This is a genomic window from Pigmentiphaga litoralis, from assembly GCF_048632615.1.
Taxonomy (GTDB): Bacteria; Pseudomonadota; Gammaproteobacteria; order Burkholderiales; family Burkholderiaceae_B; genus Pigmentiphaga; species Pigmentiphaga litoralis_B.
Genome location: NZ_CP184479.1, coordinates 2,718,649 through 2,738,495 on the forward strand (window position 1 = coordinate 2,718,649; position 19,847 = coordinate 2,738,495).

Sequence of the window (19,847 nt, forward strand, 5' to 3'; positions counted from 1 at the left end):
AGGTCAGTCCGCCCGGATGCCGGCATTGCGGATCACCGGCGCCCACTTGGCGTCCTGGGCGGCAAAGAACCGCTCGAAATCGGCAATCGAGCCCCCCAGCACCTCCACCCCTTGCGCGGCGAATGTCGACTGGACGTCCTCCGCCTTGAGAGCGTTCTGCAGTTCCGCATTGAGCTTGTCGAGGATGGGCCTGGGCGTGCCCTTGGGCGCGGCAAGGCCATACCAGACGTACACGTCGAATCCGGGGTAGCCCTGCTCGGCCACGGTCGGTACATCGGGCAGTTCAGGCAGCCGCCGCGGCGACGTGACCGCGAGCGCGCGCATCTTGCCCGCCTTGACGTGCGGCAGGGCGTTGGGCAGGTTGTCGAACATGACGTCGACCTGGCCGCCCAGCAGATCCGTCACCATCGGCGCGCTGCCCTTGTACGGGATCTGATTCATGTCGGTGCCGGTCACGTTCTTGAAGTACTCCATGGCCAGATGCAGCGATGTCCCATTACCGGCCGATGCATAGTTCAGCTTGCCCGGCGCGGCCTTCGCGGCGGCAAGCAGGTCGGCCATCGACTTGAAGGGCGAGTCGGCGCGGACGACCAGCAGGTTGGGCGTCTGGCCCCCAGGATCACCGGGCTGAAGTCCTTCTTCGCGTCGTAGGGAAGCTTGGTGTAGAGGTACTGGTTGACGACCAGGGGAAAGCCGGCCACGACCAGCGTGTACCCGTCCGGCGCGGCTTTTGCGCCGGCTTCCGTACCCAGGATCGTGCCCGCGCCCGGCCGGTTTTCCACGATCACTGGCTGGCCCCAGGCCTTGTGCAACTTGCTGCCCATCAGACGCGCCATGGAGTCGTTGAATCCGCCTGGGGGGTAGGGCACGACGATGCGAATGGGCTTGTCGGGATAGGCTGGCGGCGCGCTCTGGGCGTGCGCGCTGGCGGCGGCAAGCGTCATGGCGACTGCAGCAAGGCAAGGCATCAAACGGTCCATGGTCAGGGTGTCTCCGGTCTTGTTTTGGGTGGTCGTGCGTGTGGCGTGCTACACCGTGCCGACCTGTTGGTAGATGTGCTTGATTTCCTGGAAGTCGATCAGCGCGTCATAGCCGTGCAGCCGCCCGAGTCCGCTGCGGCGGTAGCCTCCGGTTTCCGCTTCGGCAAACAGCTTGTTGTGGTCGTTGATCCAGACGGTGCCGTTGCGCAGGGCCCGCGCCACGCGCATGGCGCGCGCGCCATCGCGGGTCCAGACGCTGGCCGACAGGCCGAACTCCGAATGGTTGGCGCGCGCAACGGCTTCCGCTTCGTCTTCGAAGCGCTCCAGCACGACCAGCGGTCCAAAGATCTCTTCCTGTACGAAGAACGCACGGGTGTCGCGGTGGGCCACCAGGCTGGGCGTCAGGAAGGCGCCGTGGGCCAGCGGCCCCGTGCCGCGCCGACCTTGCAGCAGCACTTCATCGGCCGCGGCCATGGCTTCGTCGATCCGCTGACCGACACTGCGCGCCGATGCCTCGTCGATCATCGGGCCAATGTGCGATCCCGCGGCCAGCCCTGGCCCGACGGTCAACCCGCGCAGGGCATCGGTCAGCGCGACCTTCATCGCCTCGTAGTGCCGGGCCTGCACGAGCACGCGACGCGCTGCCGTGCACTGCTGTCCGGAAATGATGGTGGCCGCCGCCGCCAGGGCGGGCGCCACGACGTTCACGTCCGCGTCGTCGAACACGACGCAAGCCGATTTGCCGCCCAATTCGAGCGACAGCTTTTTCATGGTGGGCGCCGCGGCGGCCATGATGCGCTGACCCGTCACGTTCGAGCCCGTGAAGCTGATGACGTCGACATCGCCCGATTCGACCAGGCGTGACGCGACCTCATGTCCGTCTTCGCTGACGAGGTTGACGACACCGGCGGGCAAACCCTCCGCATCGTGCAGTTCGGCGATCAGGGCCGCCGTAATCAATGCGGTCTGGGGCGCAGGTTTGATGACGGCGGTGCACCCCGCAGCCAGCGCCGGCGTCAGCGAGCGGATCAACAGCAAGGCGGGGGCGTTCCACGGGACGATGATGCCCACGACGCCGGCGGGTTCCTTGAGCAAGGTGGAAAACGCGCCTGGCTCCACTTCGAACACGTGTCCCGGCAGGTAGCGCGACAAGCCGGCGTAGTACCGGATTTCGGAGATGCTGGCGGCGATCTCGCCCCGTGCCTGCGCGAGCACCTTGCCGTTCTCCTGGGTCAGCAGGCGGGCAAGGGCGTCGGCGCGCGCGTCGAGTCGGTCTGCCCATCGCAGCATGACGAGCTGCCTCAGGCGGGGATTCTGCGCCCATCCCGGCTGATCGTAGGCCCGCCTTGCGGCGCCGATGGCATGGTCCGCGTCGATGCGCGACGACGCCGCGTAGCGGCCCAGCGCCGTGCCGTCAGCCGGATTGTTGCGGGTGCCCCAGGCGTTGGACGCGGCGGGTTGCCACCGGCCATCGATGAGATTGTGTGCGGTCGATAAGGTCATGGTCAGGTGCCGAGGCAGAGGGTCATTCAGCGGTGATGGCGGCGTCCTGCACCACCTTCTTCCAGAGCGTCATCTGCGCATCGATGAATTGCTGAAAGCGAGCCGGGCTCCCGCCATCGGGAACCACGCCTTGCTGCGCGAACGTCTTCTTGACGTCGTCCATAGCGAAAATCGAATTCAATTCGCGGTTGAGCTTGTCGATGACCGCGGGCGGCGTACCCGCGGGCGCGACCAGGCCATGCCACGACGTCACTTCGTACGACGGAATGCCGGCCTCGGTGGTGGTCGGCAGATCGGGCATCAAGGGAGAGCGTTGCGTGCCGGCGATTGCAAGCGGGCGCAGCCGGCCGGACTGGATGAAGGGCAGGGCATGGGGCAACAGGTCAATGGCAAGGTCGACCTGGCCGCCCGCCAGGTCCGTCAGCAAGGGCGTGCTGCCCTTGTAGGGAACTTGCGTCATGCGCGTGCCCGTGACGCTTTCGAACAGCGCCATGGCCAGGTGATTCGACGAACCCGCGCCGGACGAGCCGTAGTTCAAGGTGCCCGGTTTTGCCTTTGCCTGCGCGAGCACGTCGCGCATCGAACGCAGCGGACTGCTGCCCGGCACGACGAACAACATCGGCGATCGTCCTGCCAGTACGACGGGCGCGAAGGCTTTGGCGCTGTCGTAGGGCAGGGACTTGTACAACCAGGGATTGGCGGCAAACGGGAACTGCACGACGAGCAGCGTATAGCCGTCGGCGGGCGCGTTGGCCACTGCCTGGGTACCGATGACCGTACCGCCGCCAGGCTTGTTCTCAACGATCACCGTCTGTTTCCAGGCGGTCGACAGCTTGGCGGCCACGATGCGGCCCAGCGTGTCATTGAAGCCGCCGGTGGGATACGGCACGACGATACGAATCGGCTTGGATGGGTAGTCGGTCTGTGCCCGCGCGGAAGCGCCGCACAGCGCGAGGGTGGCTCCCGCAAGGACGGCAAAGACAATGGCGGCCGCAGGCAATGGAAGCACTGGCGCGCCTGGTGATGGCTTGAGGAACATGGACCGGTCTCCTGGTGCGACTCTGAGTGGCCGCATGCAGAGCAGTCTAGAAATCCGTCTATATCAGGTCAATTAATATAAAGTGATGCACTACATCACTCGAACTGATTGAACGGAACTGGGCAGGATCGTCATGGAATTCAGGCAGGTGCAGTACTTCGTGTGTCTGTACGAAGAAGGGTCCGTCACGCGGGCGGCGCGGCGATTGAATATCGTGCAGCCGGCGCTCAGCATGCAGATCGCCAAACTGGAAGAAGACATTGGCAAGCCCCTGTTCGTGCGCAATCCGAAAGGCATGGAGCCGACCGCAGAGGCGCGGCAGATGTACCGGCTTTTCCTTCCGGTGCTGGGCGACTATGCGCGCGCCCGCGAGCAGGTCATGCAGACCAACGGTGAACTGACAGGGCAGGTGCGGGTCGGCATGATCGAAAGCCTTGCGCAGGGGGTGTTGGTCGATACGGTGCTTGAGTTCTCCGACCAGCATCCAAAGGTCGAACTGTCATTGACAGACGGCTTCAGCGGCACCCTGACCGACGCGGTCTCGGTCGGCCAGCTCGACGCAGCCATCATCAACAAACCGCGGCGTTCGCTTGCCTTGATGTCCGAGTCGATCGCCGAAGAGGACCTGCTGCTGGTGACGGGCGCGGCCTTTGCATCCCTGCCAGACAGCGTTCCGTTCCAGCGGCTTGGAGAGATGAAGCTTGTCTTGCCCAGCCGCCGTCACGGTTTGCGCGGCATTCTGGAAAGCTTTGCCGAAGCGGAGGACGTGCTGCTGCAGCCGCCGGTCGAACTCGACTCGATCAGCGCCATCCTTCACCTGGTGGGCCGCAGCGACTTCGGGACGGTCTTGCCGCGGGTTGCGATTCGCGGACCCCTTCAGCGCGGACAGGTGCAAGGGCATCTGCTGGAAGCGCCCCGTCCGTCGCGCCACCTGGTCTGCGTGTCCCATCCACGGCGGCCGCCGTCACCCGCGACCGCCGCATTTGTCAGCACACTGATCCGGCACATCCGCGCCATCGGCGTCTGAGACGTGGCGCAATGAGACTGCGCCAGGCTTGCTACAGCAGCTTTTCGATCCGCACCGGCAATTCGCGGATACGTACGCCAGTGGCATTGAAGATCGCATTGCACACGGCCGCCGCCGTGCCCACGCAACCCAATTCGCCGATGCCCTTGATGCCCAGCGGATTCACCTCGCGATCCGTTTCGGCCACGAATAGCACATCCACCTTGGGCACATCCGCATTGACCGGAATCAGGTACTCGGCCAGGTTGTCGTTGGTGTAGCGCGCGTTGCGATGATCGATCTCGGTGGCTTCATGCAGCGCCGAACTGATGCCCCAGATCATGCCTCCCATCAGCTGGCTGCGCGCCGTGATGGGGTTGATGATCGTGCCGGCGGCAAACGCGCCGACCATGCGGGACACCCGGACTTCGCGGGTCAGCCGGTGGACGCGGACTTCGACGAATTCCGCGCCAAAGGCGTATTTGACGAAGTCTTCCGCCATGCTGCCGCCGGTCATCATCAACCGGCCCTTGCGCAGCCCCGCCAGGGCCTCGGGCGGCAGGTTCCTGGGCTGGTTGCCCACCATGGCCTCGACCCCGCCGCCGGCGCGGGCCACTGCCGCGGCCAGTGGTTCGCCGGGTCCGGTCGCCGCGCGCAGCTGGCCGTCCACCAGCTGCACGCTTGCCATGTCGCGGCGGTGCAGGGGGCTCTTGGGATCGTTCACTGCAGCCGATGCCAGCTGCTCGCGGATCCGCATGCAGGCCATCGCGATGGCGTTGCTGATGCTGGCTGCATTGTTGCTGCCCCCGGCCACGGGCGCCGGCGGCAACCGCGAGTCGCCCATGACGACCTCGACCTTGTCCACCGGCAGGCCGAGCATCTGCGCGGCGGTCTGCGCGTAGATCGTGTATGCGCCGGTGCCGATTTCATGCCCCGCCACTTCGACCTTGGCATGGGTGTCCGACAGGCTGACGCGCGCAAAGCTGGGCGCGATCATCGACGGGTAGCAGGCCGTGGCGCAACCCCATCCGATCTGCCAGTCGCCGTCGCGCATCGACATGGGCCTGGCGCGGCGATGGTCCCAGCCGAAGGCCTTGGCGGCGGCGTCGTAGCACTGCACCAGGGAACGGCTGCTGTAGCGGCGCTTTTCGATGGGTTCGACCTGCGCATCGTTGATGCGGCGCAGTTCCACCGGGTCCATCTGCAACGCAATGGCCAGTTCGTCGATCGCGCTTTCCAGCGCGAACATGTAGGGCACTTCGGCCGGCGCGCGCATGAAGCCCGGCGTGTTGCGATCGGCGTGCTGCACCGTCACCTTGCTGGCGACATTGGGGATCGCGTACATGCGGGCCGTCGTTTCGGTGCCGCCCACCTTGTAACTGTCCATCCGGCTGCTGACTTCGTCGCCTTCGTGGACGAGCGCGGTGAACTTGCCGTCGCGCGATGCGCCCAGCCTGACCAGCTGCCGCGTTTCGGCGCGGTAGGTGGCGATGGTAAAGCCCTGGTCCCGCGTCGCAACCATCTTGACCGGGCGGCCCAGCTTGCGCGCGGCCAGGGCGATCAGGCCGGTCCGGCTCGTCGTCATACCCTTCGCGCCAAACGCGCCGCCTACATACTTGCTGATGATTCGCACTTTGGCGGGATCGATCCGCAGCGCCGTCGCGATCGTATTCTGTGAGCCGACCAGGAATTGGCTGGGCTCGTAAATGGTCAGCTCGTCGCCTTGCCACTGTGCGGTGGTGGTAAAGAGTTCAATGGCGTTGTGATGCTGGGTGGGCGTCGCGTAGTGCTGTTCGATCTTGACGGCGGCGGACTGCAGCGCCGCGGCCGCATTGCCCACATTGCTGTTCTTGAACCGGGGGCCGTCCTTCTGCACTTCCGGCCCTAAGCCGGTCGATCCGAAGGTGGCCGTGGGGGTGCGGGCGGAATAGGCCACGCGCAGCCGGTGCGACGCATCCCGCGCGGTTTCGTAGTCTTCCGCCAGGATCACGGCAACGATCTCGCCATCGTGATGGATGTCCGCGGACTGCAGGACCGGTATCGAAGTGCTGCCGCCCTTGGACGGCGGCACGGTGTCGAGCATGCCGGCGGTATTGCGCCAGGTCAGGATGTCGACCACCCCTGGCAGCGCTCGGGCCTCCTGCTCGTCGATGGTTTCGATGCGGCCCAGGGCGATGCTGCTGGTGTGGAAGTAGGCGTACAGCGGCCGTTTGACGGTCACGTCCGACGGATAATCGGCCGTGCCGGTCACCTTGGCGGGTCCATCGACACGCGTCACGCGCGCGCCGATACCGCCGGCCCGGGTTGCCGGATTCGGGTCTGTCAGCGTGGCCATTTCAGATCTCCTTGGCTTTGGCTTGCAGCAGAGCACGCACCAGCGTGCGGCGGGCCAGCTCGGGCTTGTAGTCGTTGTGACCGTGCGTGACGGCGCCCCGCAGGGCGGCGCCGGCGGCCGCGGTGGCGCTTGCCTCGTCCAGCACCCTGCCTTTCAGCGCGGCCTCGGCGTCCCTGGCCCGGTAGGGGGCGTAGTGGATGCCGCCCAGACCGATACGCGCCTCGCGCACGGTGCCATCGGCGGCCAGGTCGAGCGCGACCGCCGCGGAGGTCAACGCAAAGGCATACGACTGGCGGTCCCTTACCTTCACATAGGTGGATCGGCGCGTGTACGGACCGGCAGGCACGAAGATCGAGGTGATCAGTTCGCCCGGACGCAGCGTGGTCTCGGTTTCGGGCGTGTCGGCCGATGGCAGATGCAACTGAGCGAACGGAAACATGCGGGGTCCGTTCGGCCCGAGCACCTGGACGTCGCTGCCCAGTGCGATCAGTGCCTGGGCCAGGTCGCCCGGATAGCTCGCGATGCATTGGGATGTGGTGCCAAGCACCGCGTGAATGCGGTTGACGCCTTCCATCGCTGCGCAGCCGCTGCCCGGCACCCGCTTGTTGCAGGCGGCGTAGCTCGTGTCGCGAAAGTAGGAACACCGCGTGCGCTGAAGCACATTGCCGCCAATGCTGGCCATGTTGCGCAACTGCCCGCTGGCCGCCAGCGCCAGGCTTTCGGCGATCACGGGGTAGTCACGCAGCACCGCCGGGTGATCGGCTACGTCGGCCATGCGCGCCAGGGCGCCCAGGCGCAAGCCGCGGGCATCGGCTTCGATCCCGCCATGCGTAGCCGCCAGCGCGTTGATGTCCACCAGCTTGACGGGACGCATGACGTCCAGCTTCATCAGGTCGACCAGGGTCGTGCCACCGGCCAGATAAACGGCGGCGCCGTCTGCGCGCAGGTCGGACCCGCCCGGCGCGGGCGTCGCGGCACGGACCGCATCCAGCTCGTTGGCTGCCTGTTGGAAAGAGAAGGGGCGCATGGCTCAGCTCCCCGCCGGCGACGGGGTCGCGGCCATCTTGACCTTGGCATCGTTGATGGCGTCAACGATGTTGGGGTAGGCCGCGCAGCGGCACAGGTTGCCGCTCATGGACTCGCGGATGTCATTGTCGTTCTTGGCGTGGCCTTCGTTGACGATCGCCACGGCGCTCATGATCTGCCCCGGCGTGCAGTAGCCGCACTGGAACGCGTCGTGGTCGATGAACGCCTGCTGCATCGGGTGCAGGCGGTCCGCGCTGGCCAGGCCTTCGATGGTCGTGATCTTTTTGCCTTGCACCGTCACGGCAAGGGTCAGGCAGCCAAGCACGCGTTTGCCATCCACATGCACCGTACAGGCGCCGCACTGGCCCTGGTCGCAGCCTTTTTTCGAGCCGGTCAGTTCCAGCTTTTCGCGCAGGGCGTCCAGCAGGCTGAGACGCACGTCGCCATACAGGCGCCGGGTCTGGCCATTGACCTGCAGGGTCATCGGCATCTGGACAGCCTGGGTGGTGCTTGCGGCGTCCCCCGCGGCGGGCGGCGCCGAGGCGGCGGCCAGCGGGTCGTCGGCCGCCATGGACGCACAGCCCGTGACGGCTGCGACGGACGCGGCGCCGGCGCTGTAACCAAGAAACGAACGCCTGCCCGGTTTGAACGTGTCGTCGGGTTGATTCATGAGAGCCCCTCTGCGGCGGCGGTCGCCGTTGCCGGAACCGTCTCGTGGAAAGGACTCAATCTACTCGACTCATCGCTAGAAAATCGAGTGCCGCTTTCAATTGGAAATCACTCAGGCGGCGGCATCGGGGGCGGGCCCTGCCGTCAGTCCACCTTGATGTTGGCGGCCTTGACCAACTTTTCGTATTTGGCGTTCTCGCTTTTGACATAGGCGGCGAACGCATCCGGTGTCGATCCGCGCGGAATGAAGCCCTGTTCGCTCAAGACCTGTGCCACCCGCTGAGACTTGAGCGCCTTGACCACCTGTTCGTGCAGCTTGTGTGTAATGTCGGCAGGCAGCTTGGCAGGACCCCAGAGACCGTACCACGACACCATGTCGAAGCCATCCAGGCCGGACTCGGCCACGGTGGGGACATCGGGCAAGGAGGGCAGACGCTGCGCGCTGGTGACCGCCATCGCTTTCAGCTTGCCGCCTTTCACATGGGGCAGGGAAGACGGAATCGCGTCGGTCATGGCGCTGACGTGGCCGCCCATGGTGTCGGTCAGCGCCGGGCCGGTGCCCTTGTACTGGACGATGCCGATGTCGAGCTTGGCTTCGTACTTGATGGCCTCTTCGGCCAGGTGGCTGGCGGATCCCACGGCCGACGAACCGAAGTTGTACTTGCCGGGGTTCTTGCGCACCAACGCGATGAATTCACGCAGGTTGGCGGCTGGAATGCCGGGGTAGGCCGTGACCAGCAGCGGCACGTCGCCCAGATTGGTGATCGGGGTGAAATCGCGATTGATGTCGTACGGCAGGTTTTTCATCAACAGCGGGCTGGCCGCGAAGGTCGACGCGTTGACGAGCAGCGTGTAGCCGTCGGGCGCCGCCCGCACCACGGCCTCGCTGCCGATCGATCCGCTGGCGCCCGCGCGGTTCTCGACCACGAAGGTCTGTCCCATCTGTTCGGTCAGGCCTTCGGCCACGACCCTCGCGACCGCATCGACGGTGCCGCCGGGCGGATAAGGGACGATGACGCGGACAGGACGGCTGGGGTAGGCCGAATCGGCGGCCATGACAGGCGCCATCAGCAGCGGCGCCGTGGTGACGGCGCACAGCAGCGCGCCGGTAATCAGGGTTCTGCGCTTGTTCAAGGTAGTCTCCACCAGTGTTGCGGGCCTTTGCGGCCCGTTGTTCTTGTTCACGCGATCATCGGCGCGTGCGCCGGCTTTCGAAAATCCTGAGCGTGTCTTCGACCAAGTCGCGTTCGATGTCGCGGGTGATGAAGACGATGCGGCTGCGGTGATCCGCGTCGGGCCAGGCCGGCAGAAAGGCCGGCGGATGGAAGAGGTGCTGCACGCCGTGAATCACGACGGGCCGATCGGGGTGTTCGATGACGTTGACGATGCCCTTGACGCGCAGCAGGTCGTCGCCGCGCATGCCGGCGATCATGTCGAGCCAGGTCTGCAGACCGGCCCAGGACACCGGCTGGTCGCGGATGATGGAGAAGGCCTTGATGTGATCGTCGTGACGATTGCGGTCGTGGGTGTGGGTGTGATCGTGAGCCTTCCCGTGATGTTGAGCGTGCTCGGAATCGTGGCCGTGATGATCATGAGCATGCTCATGGTCGTCTTCATACGCCGCCACCCGCAGCCAGGCTTCGACATCCGCGCCGCGCCGCGCGGGGTCGTACGTGTCATCGCCCAGCAGCGTTTCCGGGTGGGCGATCGCTTGGGTCACATCCACGATGTCTGCCGCCGGGTTGATGGCGCGCAGCCGCCTGATCAGGCGGTCCCGCGCCGCGTCATCGACCAGATCCGTTTTGGTAAGCAGCAGCCGGTCTGCCACGGCCACCTGCTTGACGGCCTCGGCATGCCGGTCGAGCGTGCCTTCGGCATTCACCGCATCGACCGTGGCCACGACATTGGCCAGCCGATACTTTGCCGTGACGGCGGGATCGCTCATCAAGGTATGCAGAATCGGCGCCGGATCGGCCAGGCCCGTGGTTTCGACGATCACGCGGTCGACCGGGCTGCCGCCCGCGCCGCCACGAGCGCCATCCGTCTCCCCGCCACGAGCGTCATCCGCCGCGCCTTCAGATTCGGCGCGCTGCCCGGCCAGCATCGTGAACGCGCCGATCAGGTCGCCACGCACCGTGCAGCAGATGCACCCATTGGCCAGCAGCACCAGGTCTTCTTCCGTGCGCGCGACCAGATGGTGATCGAGACCGACTTCGCCAAACTCGTTGATGATGACCGCGGTATGCCGCAGCGCCGGCTGCGCCAGCAGTGCGTTCAGGGCGGTGGTCTTGCCGCTGCCCAGAAAGCCCGTCAGGACCGTGACGGGCGTGGGGGACGATGGGTTCGTGGTCATGGTGTCGTCTTTACCGTGCTCGCCGCCGCGCCGCCGTGCAACTTGGCAAACGAATTCAACGTGCGTTCCAGCCGCTGCAGCAGCCACTCGACCACCGCAAGCGGCGGTGGCGAATCGGTATCGGCCATGGCCCGCAGCACCTTCACGATCTCGTCTTCCCCAGGCGGATCGAACCGCACATGCTGCGACAGCAAGGCCAGTACGTCCGCCTGCTTGAGCCGTTCCGCTTCGGCCACCAGGTAGTCGGCAATGTCGTGCTCGAAGTCCTGCAGCCGCACCGTCACGCCGCCTATGCCGCAGGCGCACCCGCCGCCCATCGACACGTGCTGGCGCGCCAGGTCTTCCCACATGCGCAGCAGCACGCGGGTGCGCTCGCCCGGATCGCGGACGGCGGCGCTGCCACTTGCGCGGCCAGGGCCCAGGCTGCCCGTGCCCGAGCGATACGAGCCGGCCTGGCGATCAGCTGGCATGATCGGCCGTGCCGCGCAGGCTGCGCGTCGCCTCGGTGTCGACCGCCCCATCGGCCAGCAGCGCCACGCGGTAGATCTCGCGCGCCACCTCCGCACTCACATACCCTTCGCGCACATCCTCGGCAACCAGCGCGGCATCGCGTTCCGCCGGGTTGCCGAACCCACCCCCGCCGCCCGACATCATCTTGTAGGCATCGCCACGCTCCAGCCGCACATTGAAGATCTTGGCGTTCGGCATGTCCGAATTCCATTCGCCCTTCTTGCGGATCGCGATGCCATTGCCCGCGGCTTCACCCCCGCCATGCAGACCCCAGGGTTTGCAGTGCACCCGGTCGATCCGTGTCGTGACCGAGAACGGGGACAGGGCCTGCACGATCATCTCGGCGCCCAGGCCGCCCCGCTGCCGGCCGGCGCCGCTGCTGTCGTCGCGAATCGCGTACTTCTCGACCAGCACGGGGTACTTGGCCTCCAGCTGTTCGGTCGGGCTGTTGTGCGTGTCGCCGTCGTTGATGCAGACGGTGACCGACACACCGTCTTCCGACGACTTCGCGCCCCAGCCGCCGCCCAGCGGACCGATGCCCACGATGAACAGGCGGCCATCTTCGGGCGAGATGCCATGGATGTTCGGGAACACCAGGTCGGCGTGGTGACCGGCGATCACGCGATCCGGAATCGCCGTGGCCAGTGCCTTGAAGATGGTGTCGATCACCGTCATCGGGAACGTCATCCACACCCGCATCGGGAAGGGACGTTCGGCGCTGATCACCGTGCCCATCGGCATGATGACCTTCAACGGGCGAAAGCTGCCGTCATTGACCGGATAGTCCGTTGGCGTCGTCAGGCATTTGTAGGCCACCTGCGCGCAGGCGATCCCCGTCGTGAAGCCCGAGTTGTAGAAGCCCCGCACCTGCCGGCTCACGTCCGACAGGTCGATCGTCATCTCGTCACCTTGTTTGATCACCTTGACACGGATCGGGATGCGCTTGCCTACCTCGACGCCATCATCGTCCATATAGGACTCGGCTTCATACGTGCCATCGGGAATGCTCAGCGTGTTCTGGCGCGCAACGGCCTCGGACTGGTCCATGATCTGCGCGATCGACGCCTTGACCTCGGCCGCGCCGTAACGCTGTACCAGTTCCAGAAAGCGCCGCTCGCCCGTGGTCACGGCCGTGATCTGCGCGCGCAGGTCACCCATCGCGCGTTCGGGCAGCCGCACGTTCATGGCAATGATGTCGACCAGGTCCTGGTTCACCACGCCCTGCTTGCGATACTTCACGATCGGGATCTGGATGCCTTCGGAAAAGATGTCGGTCGTGACCTGGCCCAGCGTGCCACCCACATCCAGCCAGTGCGCCATGCAGCAGGTAAAGCCGATGATCTCGCCTTCGTGGAACACCGGCATGGTGAACGTGAAGTGGTTCAGGTGACTGCCGGTCGTGTACGCATCGTTGGTGACCAGGATGTCGCCGGGGTGGATGTTCTCCAGGCCGAAGTGGCGGATCTTGGCCTTGACCGTTTCCGACATGCCGCGAATGAACATGGGCAGGCCCAGGCCGATCGACACGGTCTCGCCTTCGACCGTGAACAGCCCGACCGTGAAATCCAGCGCTTCGTAAATGATGAGGTTGTAGGCCGTCCGCATCAGGTTGGTCTTCATTTCTTCCGTGACGGCAAACAGGCCGTTGCGGACGATCTCGACGGTGACGGGGTCGACCGAGGCGTGGGGTTGGGCAAGGACGCTCATGAACGATCGCTCCCGATGGTGAGTTGCAGGTTGCCGCAGGTGTCGACGTCAAGCGTGTCCAACGGCTGGAGGACGGTCGTCGATGCATGCTCTTCGATCAGTGCAGGGCCGCTGATCCGGTTGCCGCTGCAAAGCTTGTCGCGGATATAGACCGGAGTATCGACAAAGCCGCTGCCGCGGAAATACACGGGCTTGGTGGCGCGAATCGCATCGGCGGCGGGCGTGGCGTCACCCACCGGCACCGCATGACGCGGCGGCTTGCGCATCGTGCCAAGCAGCGTCACGCGCAGGCTGACGATGTCCGACGGTTCATCGGGCGCTGACGTGCCGTACCGCACGGCATGGATCTCGTCGAAGTGACGCTTGATGGCTTCGCGGTCTTCCTGCTCGAAGAACGCGCGCGGCAGATCGACCGTGACCGCATGTTCCTGGCCCACGTAACGCATGTCGGCGGCCCGCTCGATCACAATGCCTTCCGGCGTCAGTTCCGATGCGCCGATGGCGGCGCGGCCTTCCTCTTCCATGGACGCATACATGGCTTCGATCTCGTCGAAGGACAGGTCTTCCAGGCGGCGGAACACTGACCGCACGTAGTCGTAGCGCAGGTCGCTGAACAGCATGCCGTAGGCCGAGAAGTAGCCCGGCGCGAACGGAATCAATACCTTGCGGATGCCGAGTTCACGCGCGATGGCCGACGCATGCAAGGGCCCCGCGCCGCCGTACACCACCATGGTGAAGCGTCCTGCATCCAGCCCGCGTTCGGTCGTGACGGCCTTGACCGCGTGCGACATGGCCGTCACGGCGATGCGCAGAATGCCATCAGCCGCCGCCACCGGTTCCAGGCCCAGCGGACCGGCGATCCGTTCATGCATGGCCGTCATCGTGGCCGCATGATCCAGCGGCATGTCGCCGCCCAGGAAGTGATCGGGGTCGAGACGGCCAAGCAGCAGGTTCGCATCCGTCACGGTCGGCTCCTTGCCGCCGCGGCCATAGCACACCGGGCCAGGCGACGATCCCGCGCTGCGCGGGCCCACCCGCAGGGACTGACCCAATTCGATGCGCGCAATACTGCCGCCGCCCGTGCCGACTTCAAAGATGTCCATCATCGGGATCTGGATCGGCAGCGCGCGTTCATAGCCGCCGATCAGTGCACTGCCCGTGGTGAGCGGCTTGCCGTCGCTGATCACGCCTGCCTTGGCCGTCGTGCCGCCCATGTCGAACGCAATGGCATCGCCCAGGCCCAGCTGCGCACAAATCGCCTGCGCACCGATCACGCCCGCGGCGGGTCCGGACTCCAGCATCCGCACACAGTCGCGGCGGGCATGCGCCACCGGGAACAGGCCGCCGGTCGACTGCACGGCATAGAACGCGCCGCCGAAACCCCGCTCGTGCAGATGCGTTTCCAGCTCGCCCAGATAGGCCGACACGCGCGGCCCCACATAGGCATTGGCCACTGCGGTCGACGCGCGTTCGAACTCGCGATACTCCTGCGACAGTTCATGCGACGCCGTCACGAAGGCGCCAGGCAGCTCTTCCTGCAGGATCGCCTTCACCCGTTGTTCATGTTCCGGGTTGCGGTAGGAATGCAGCAGCAGCACGGCCACGGCGTCGATGCCCTGGGCCTTCAATGCCTTGGCGGTTTCGCGCACGTGCTCTTCGTCCAGCTCGCGGTGCAGACTGCCATCGGCACGCAGGCGTTCCCGCACTTCATAGCGCTGCGACCGCTTGACCAGGGGCACGTGCTTGCCGAAGAACAGGTTGTACGCGTCCGGACGATTCACCCGCCCAATCTCATAAATGTCGCGGAAGCCCTCGGTGATCAGCAATGCCGTGTTGGCGCCGTTGCGCTCCAGCAGCGTGTTGATCGCGATGGTCGAGCCATGCAGGAACAGGTAGCCGTTCGCCAGGTCGACCCCGGCGCTGTCCAGCGTGTGCTGAATGCCGTTAACGAGCTCGCCATGCGTCGACAAGGCTTTGCCGAAGGACAGCTGTCCGGTCTTCTCGTCGAATGTCGCGAGGTCGGTAAAAGTCCCGCCAATGTCCACTGCGATACGCAGGGGGCGGAACCGGGTGTCTCCTGTCTGCTCATGGCATTTCCTGTCCGGTCATCTTGGAACGCAGTCTAGGCAAGCGTTCGATATCTGAATAGACTGGCAGCGGAGATTTCAGACATGCCAAAAAACAGATATCCGGCGGGACCGGAAGCCATGGATCCCGCGGCGCTGCGCCTGTTCGTCGATGTGGTCGAAGCCGGCAGCTTCACCAAGGTCGCGGCCGCCCGCCAGACCGTGCAATCGCACATCAGCCGCCAGATCACCGACCTGGAAACCGCCTGCGGCGCGCGGCTGTTCCGCCGCACCGGCCGCGGCGTCGTGCTCACGGAGCAGGGCGAACACATCGTGGTTCGCGTCCGGGCCTGGCTGGCAGATTCCGAACAGCTGTTCCGCGACATCCGGTCCACGTCCAGCGTGCCCATGGGGGATGTCCGGCTCGGGATCCTGCCGTCCGCCGCGCACCCTTTGCTGACGACGCTATATGCGCGGCTGCAGGAACAGTACCCGTCGATCCGGTTGAATGTGCGCGAGGGCCAGGGCGGCGAACTCGACACCCTGCTGGATGGCGGCGCGGTCGACATGGCGATCCTGTTTCGCTACCGCCGGCCGGACAGTGCCGAGGAACGTTTGCTGGCCAGCGTCGGCACCTACCTGGTCGCGCGGCCCGGCGACATGCTGACGCGCGCCCCTCCATCGACTTCGCCCGCCTGGCCGGACTGCCGCTGGTGCTGCCTCGCCGCCCCGCGCATTGGCGCGCAATGCTGGACGAGACCGCACGCAGCAAAGGCTTCATGCTGCAGGCCGCGGTCGAAGCGGATTCACTGACGCTGCAAAAGGAACTGGCCGCCAGCCAGCCGCTGTACGCGGTGCTTGGCCCGTATTCGTTCGTGTCGGAGTTGCGCGCAAAGCGGTTGCAAGCCACACCTATCGTCACGCCGAGTCTGAAGCGGCATGTGACGCTGGCTTTGCCCAAGCACGGAAAGATGACGACGGCCTGCCAGATCGTGTCGGAGATGGTGCAGGCAATCGTGAGGGAATGGGAAGGAAACCTGAGCCCGCCCCTGGACGCATGACGCCGGCGAAGTCGATGGCAAGCGCGATGCCCCGCCGCTATGCCCCGCCCGTCAGCCCCTCCGGAAACCGCTCCATCAACCAGTCGATGAACACCCGCAAACGATGCGTCACGTGCCGGTTGCTGGGGTACACGACATGGAAGGGGTAAGGCGCGGGGCGCCAGGGCCTCAGTATTTCGACCAGGGCCTTCTGTTCGAGATAGGGCGCCGCCGCATAGGCAAAGGTCTGCACGATGCCCAGGCCCGCCACGCAGGCGGCCAGGTGTGCGGTGCTCTCGTTGATCCCGACGCGATGGTCCACCTTCAGCTCGGACTTCTCGCCGTCCCGTTCGAAGCGAAAAGGAAACGGCCGGCCGCTTTGGGTCGAGACATAGCTGATCAGCTTGTGGCCATTCCTGAGTTCCTCGGGATAGGCCGGCACACCGTGCTGCTTCAGGTACGCCGGGGTGGCGCACGTCACCATGGCCGCCTGGCCGATGCGGCGCGCGACCAATGACGAATCGTCCATCGGCCCGCCCCGGATGACGCAGTCCACACTGTCGCTGATCAGGTTGACAGCGCGGTCGGACACGCCAAGGTCGATGCGGATGTCCGGAAAGCGCTGCACAAAATCGGGCAAGAGCGGAATCAGCACGCTGCTTGCGGTCAAGCTGCCGATGTCGATACGCAAAGGGCCGCGGGGCGCGCCTCGCACCACGTTGAACGATGCATCGATGTCGTCCAGGTCGCAAAGCACACGCGTCGCCTTGGCATAGTAGGCCTGTCCTTCGGACGTCACTGTCACCCGCCGGGTCGTGCGCTGAAGCAGCCGCACGTTCAGATGCGATTCGAGTTCCTGCACGAGTTTGCTGACGGTGGCGTTGGGCATGTCCAGCGCGTCGGCCGCGCGCGTGAAGTTGCCGGTCTCAACGACTTTTGCGAACACGCGCATCGCCAATAGTTGATCCATGCCGTGCTCTCCTTGCCCATTTCGATGCGTACCGACGGTGACAGCAGCATTATCCACTGTCGTGGATAGTCTTTCCATTGCATGCGCTTTTTCTGTCAATGCCGCGCTCCTACAGTGAGGTCCATGGCGATGCAGCCACGAATCACTACGTCTGATTGGAGAGCAACATGGAACACCCCTGAACAACAAGATCGCCCTCGTGACCGGTGGCAGCTCCGGCATTGGCTTGGCCGCTGCGCAAGAATTAGCGCGGCAAGGCGCGCGGGTCTTCATCACCGGACGCCGCCAGGAAGAACTCGACGCCGCCGCAGCCACCATCGGCGCCGCCGCCACGGCCATCCGGGCCGATGCGTCGGTGCTGTCCGACCTGGATCGCGTCTACGCGCAGATCGCCAGGTCCGCCGGCCGGCTCGACATCCTGTTCGCCAACGCAGGTGGCGGCGACATGCTGCCGCTTGGCGCAATCACCGAGGAACACTTCGACCGCATCTTCGGCACCAACGTCCGCGGTCTGGTGTTCACGGTTCAGAAAGCCTTGCCATTGCTGACGCACGGCGCGGCCATCATCCTGACGTCGTCGACCGCATCCGTGCAAGGCACGGCCAACTTCAGTGTCTACAGCGCCAGCAAGGCGGCGGTGCGCAACTTTGCGCGGTCCTGGGCGCTCGATCTCAAAGACCGCGCGATCCGTGTCAATGCAGTCAGTCCTGGTCCGGTCCGCACGCCGGGTCTGGGCGGCCTGGCGACCGAAGATGAGCGCCAGGGCCTGTTCGATTACCTGGCGTCGCAGATCCCCTGGGCCGTCTGGGCGAGCCCGCAGAAATCGCCAAGGCCGTGGCGTTTCTGGCGTCGGACGCCGCCAGCTTCGTGAACGGCATCGAAATGTTCGTGGATGGCGGCATGGCGCAGGTCTGAACGATCCTTGCAGGGCGCGGCGGCTGGCGCGATGAGCCCTGCAAGTCGGGCGTCGAGCCGGGTGTGAGTCAAGGCGGATACCTTCCGGGAATTAAGCCGGTAGAATCTAACCAATTACTCACGCTGGATCCACGGGTGGCCGCCATGACCCTGCAAGAGACTTCCTTGTCGACGATACAAGGCAAGCGCGTTCTGATCGTCGATGACGACACGATGATGGTCGACATCCTGGCGCAGCTGCTGGACAGTGCGGGCCACACGGTGACCACGGCCCATGACGGGCAGGACGCGCTTGCCAAGGCGCTGGAGGTCAAGCCCGACGTGGTGCTGCTGGACATCGACCTTCCCGGAATGAACGGCTACGAGCTGGCGCGCCGGCTACGAGGGGAAGCCGATATGGGCGTCATCTCCATCGCCGCATTGACCGGCCATGGACGCCAGGCAGACAGACATCTGGCGTTCGAGGCGGGCATCGACCGGTACTTCTGCAAACCGGTCGGCAGTCCGGAACTGATTGAGTTCATCAACCAACCGCGCGACGCGAGCGCAGCAGCACTACCGCGAGCAGCGTCGACACCAGCGACCCGGCCAGCACCCCCAGCTTGAGCTGATCCTGCAGCACGGGCGAGTCGGGAAAGGCGAGCAGGCCGATGAACAGGCTCATGGTAAAGCCGATGCCGCACAGCGCTGCCAGGCCATACATCTGCTTCCAGGTAGCTTGCGCGGGCAGGGTGGCCAGCCCAAGCGCGATGACCGCGGCACTGGTCAGGAAGACGCCCAATTGCTTGCCCACGAACAGGCCCAGAGCCACACCCAGCGGCACCGGCTCAAGCAACGCCGACAGGCTCATCCCCGCAAACGACACGCCGGCATTGGCGAAGCCGAACACAGGAACGATCAGGAAGGTGACCCAGGGCTGGATGCCGTGCTCCATCGTCAGCAATGGCGATCCGGCAGCTGGCGTGGACGGCGTGCGCAAGGGAATGGTGAAGGCCAGAATGACACCGGCCAGCGTGGCGTGAATGCCGGACTTAAGCACCAGCAGCCAGAGCAATGCACCCAGCGCGACATAGGGTAGCAGCCGGGTGACGCCGAAACGATTCAGGCCGATCAGCCCCAGCGTGACGAGCACCGCGCCGCCCAGGGCCGCGGCATCCAGTGAACTGGTATAGAACAACGCGATGATGACCACGGCCCCAAGGTCGTCGATGATGGCCAGTGCCATCAGGAAGACACGCAGGGAGATCGGCACACGCGAACCAAGCAGCGACAGGACACCCAGTGCAAAGGCAATGTCGGTGGCCGCCGGAATGGCCCACCCGCCGGGATGCCCGGTGGCGCACAGGTTGAACGCCAAGTAAATCAGTGCAGGTCCGGCCATGCCGCCCAGCGCAGCGCTGCCGGGCAGGATACGCCGCGGCCACGAAGAGAGCTCGCCTTCCAGCACTTCGCGTTTGATCTCGAGGCCGACCAGCAGGAAGAAGATGGCCATCAGCCCATCATTGATCCAGTGCAGGATGGACAGGCCGCCTACATAGGACGCGAGCGTGCCTTGGTACAGGTCAAGCAAAGGGGAGTTGGCAACGATGATGGCCAGCGCGGCGGTGACCATTAGGATCACACCGCCAGCAGCGCTATGCGCCAGAAGGGAACGAACAAACAGCGTGGGACGTGCGAGGGAATAGGGCGTGCGGTCAGGCATGCTGAGGAGTTCCTATGTCAAGTTCA

At 65.3% G+C, this 19,847-nt stretch carries 16 protein-coding genes and 2 pseudogenes; 5 read left to right on the forward strand and 13 right to left on the reverse strand.

What is annotated here, in order from left to right; translation table 11 throughout:
- Positions 1-3 precede the first annotated feature (3 nt).
- The 3 genes and pseudogenes from ACNANG_RS12195 to ACNANG_RS12205 all read right to left on the reverse strand — a co-directional run bounded on the left by ACNANG_RS12195 (position 4) and on the right by ACNANG_RS12205 (position 3,522).
- Positions 4-980 (reverse strand): annotated as a pseudogene (locus ACNANG_RS12195) (tripartite tricarboxylate transporter substrate binding protein).
- A 48-nt stretch (positions 981-1,028) separates the two neighbouring features.
- Positions 1,029-2,483: an aldehyde dehydrogenase family protein gene (locus ACNANG_RS12200; RefSeq protein ID WP_420227390.1), complete on the reverse strand. Its 1,455-nt coding sequence runs from the start codon at positions 2,481-2,483 to the stop codon at positions 1,029-1,031.
- Positions 2,484-2,505: 22 nt separating this feature from the next.
- Entirely contained in the window at positions 2,506-3,522 is a 1,017-nt protein-coding gene (locus tag ACNANG_RS12205; protein WP_420227391.1) for a Bug family tripartite tricarboxylate transporter substrate binding protein, read from the reverse strand.
- A gap of 133 nt (positions 3,523-3,655) precedes the next feature.
- On the opposite strand from ACNANG_RS12205, the gene ACNANG_RS12210 reads away from it, so the two are divergent.
- Complete coding sequence (locus ACNANG_RS12210; protein ID WP_420227392.1) at positions 3,656-4,549, forward strand: LysR family transcriptional regulator; 894 nt, start codon at positions 3,656-3,658, stop codon at positions 4,547-4,549.
- A 31-nt stretch (positions 4,550-4,580) separates the two neighbouring features.
- On the opposite strand, the gene ACNANG_RS12215 is transcribed toward ACNANG_RS12210, so the two are convergent.
- From ACNANG_RS12215 to ACNANG_RS12250, 8 genes are all read right to left on the reverse strand, one after another.
- Positions 4,581-6,863 carry a xanthine dehydrogenase family protein molybdopterin-binding subunit gene (locus ACNANG_RS12215; RefSeq protein WP_420227393.1) on the reverse strand — a complete coding sequence of 761 codons (2,283 nt, stop codon included), beginning with the start codon at positions 6,861-6,863 and terminating at the stop codon, positions 4,581-4,583.
- A 1-nt stretch (position 6,864) separates the two neighbouring features.
- Positions 6,865-7,890: an FAD binding domain-containing protein gene (locus ACNANG_RS12220; RefSeq protein ID WP_420227394.1), complete on the reverse strand. Its 1,026-nt coding sequence runs from the start codon at positions 7,888-7,890 to the stop codon at positions 6,865-6,867.
- A 3-nt stretch (positions 7,891-7,893) separates the two neighbouring features.
- A complete protein-coding gene (locus ACNANG_RS12225; protein WP_420227395.1) occupies positions 7,894-8,559 on the reverse strand; it encodes a (2Fe-2S)-binding protein in 666 nt (221 codons plus the stop codon).
- A gap of 143 nt (positions 8,560-8,702) precedes the next feature.
- Positions 8,703-9,692 (reverse strand): Bug family tripartite tricarboxylate transporter substrate binding protein, encoded by a 990-nt coding sequence (locus tag ACNANG_RS12230; RefSeq protein ID WP_420227396.1) that lies wholly within the window; start codon positions 9,690-9,692, stop codon positions 8,703-8,705.
- 55 nt (positions 9,693-9,747) lie between these two features.
- Positions 9,748-10,911: a CobW family GTP-binding protein gene (locus ACNANG_RS12235; RefSeq protein WP_420227397.1), complete on the reverse strand. Its 1,164-nt coding sequence runs from the start codon at positions 10,909-10,911 to the stop codon at positions 9,748-9,750.
- Positions 10,908-11,381 (reverse strand): hypothetical protein, encoded by a 474-nt coding sequence (locus tag ACNANG_RS12240; RefSeq protein ID WP_420227398.1) that lies wholly within the window; start codon positions 11,379-11,381, stop codon positions 10,908-10,910. The genes ACNANG_RS12235 and ACNANG_RS12240 overlap by 4 nt, the downstream gene beginning before the upstream one ends.
- Positions 11,371-13,128: a hydantoinase B/oxoprolinase family protein gene (locus ACNANG_RS12245; protein ID WP_420227399.1), complete on the reverse strand. Its 1,758-nt coding sequence runs from the start codon at positions 13,126-13,128 to the stop codon at positions 11,371-11,373. Before ACNANG_RS12245 ends, ACNANG_RS12240 begins: the two co-directional genes overlap by 11 nt.
- Positions 13,125-15,173 carry a hydantoinase/oxoprolinase family protein gene (locus ACNANG_RS12250; RefSeq protein ID WP_420227400.1) on the reverse strand — a complete coding sequence of 683 codons (2,049 nt, stop codon included), beginning with the start codon at positions 15,171-15,173 and terminating at the stop codon, positions 13,125-13,127. Before ACNANG_RS12250 ends, ACNANG_RS12245 begins: the two co-directional genes overlap by 4 nt.
- A 126-nt stretch (positions 15,174-15,299) precedes the next feature.
- Here ACNANG_RS12250 and ACNANG_RS12255 point away from each other — a divergent pair, with 126 nt between their 5' ends.
- Positions 15,300-16,007 carry a LysR family transcriptional regulator gene (locus ACNANG_RS12255; RefSeq protein WP_420227401.1) on the forward strand — a complete coding sequence of 236 codons (708 nt, stop codon included), beginning with the start codon at positions 15,300-15,302 and terminating at the stop codon, positions 16,005-16,007.
- On the forward strand, positions 15,905-16,255 hold the full coding sequence (locus ACNANG_RS12260; protein ID WP_420227530.1) for a LysR substrate-binding domain-containing protein: 351 nt from the start codon (positions 15,905-15,907) through the stop codon (positions 16,253-16,255). Before ACNANG_RS12255 ends, ACNANG_RS12260 begins: the two co-directional genes overlap by 103 nt.
- A gap of 37 nt (positions 16,256-16,292) precedes the next feature.
- Here the strand turns inward: ACNANG_RS12260 and ACNANG_RS12265 are convergent, their stop codons facing one another.
- Positions 16,293-17,204 (reverse strand): LysR family transcriptional regulator, encoded by a 912-nt coding sequence (locus ACNANG_RS12265; RefSeq protein ID WP_420227402.1) that lies wholly within the window; start codon positions 17,202-17,204, stop codon positions 16,293-16,295.
- Between the two features lie 178 nt (positions 17,205-17,382).
- Here ACNANG_RS12265 and ACNANG_RS12270 point away from each other — a divergent pair.
- Both ACNANG_RS12270 and ACNANG_RS12275 read left to right on the forward strand, forming a co-directional pair.
- Positions 17,383-18,119: pseudogene (locus ACNANG_RS12270) on the forward strand (SDR family NAD(P)-dependent oxidoreductase).
- A gap of 165 nt (positions 18,120-18,284) precedes the next feature.
- Positions 18,285-18,725, forward strand: coding sequence for a response regulator (locus ACNANG_RS12275; protein WP_420227403.1), 441 nt, complete (start codon positions 18,285-18,287; stop codon positions 18,723-18,725).
- Here ACNANG_RS12275 and nhaA read toward each other — a convergent pair.
- The gene (gene nhaA, locus ACNANG_RS12280) at positions 18,643-19,821 is read right to left on the reverse strand and encodes a Na+/H+ antiporter NhaA (protein ID WP_420227404.1); all 1,179 of its coding nucleotides are present in this window, start codon (positions 19,819-19,821) and stop codon (positions 18,643-18,645) included. The two genes, ACNANG_RS12275 and nhaA, sit on opposite strands and share 83 nt — an antisense overlap.
- Positions 19,822-19,847: the final 26 nt, after the last annotated feature.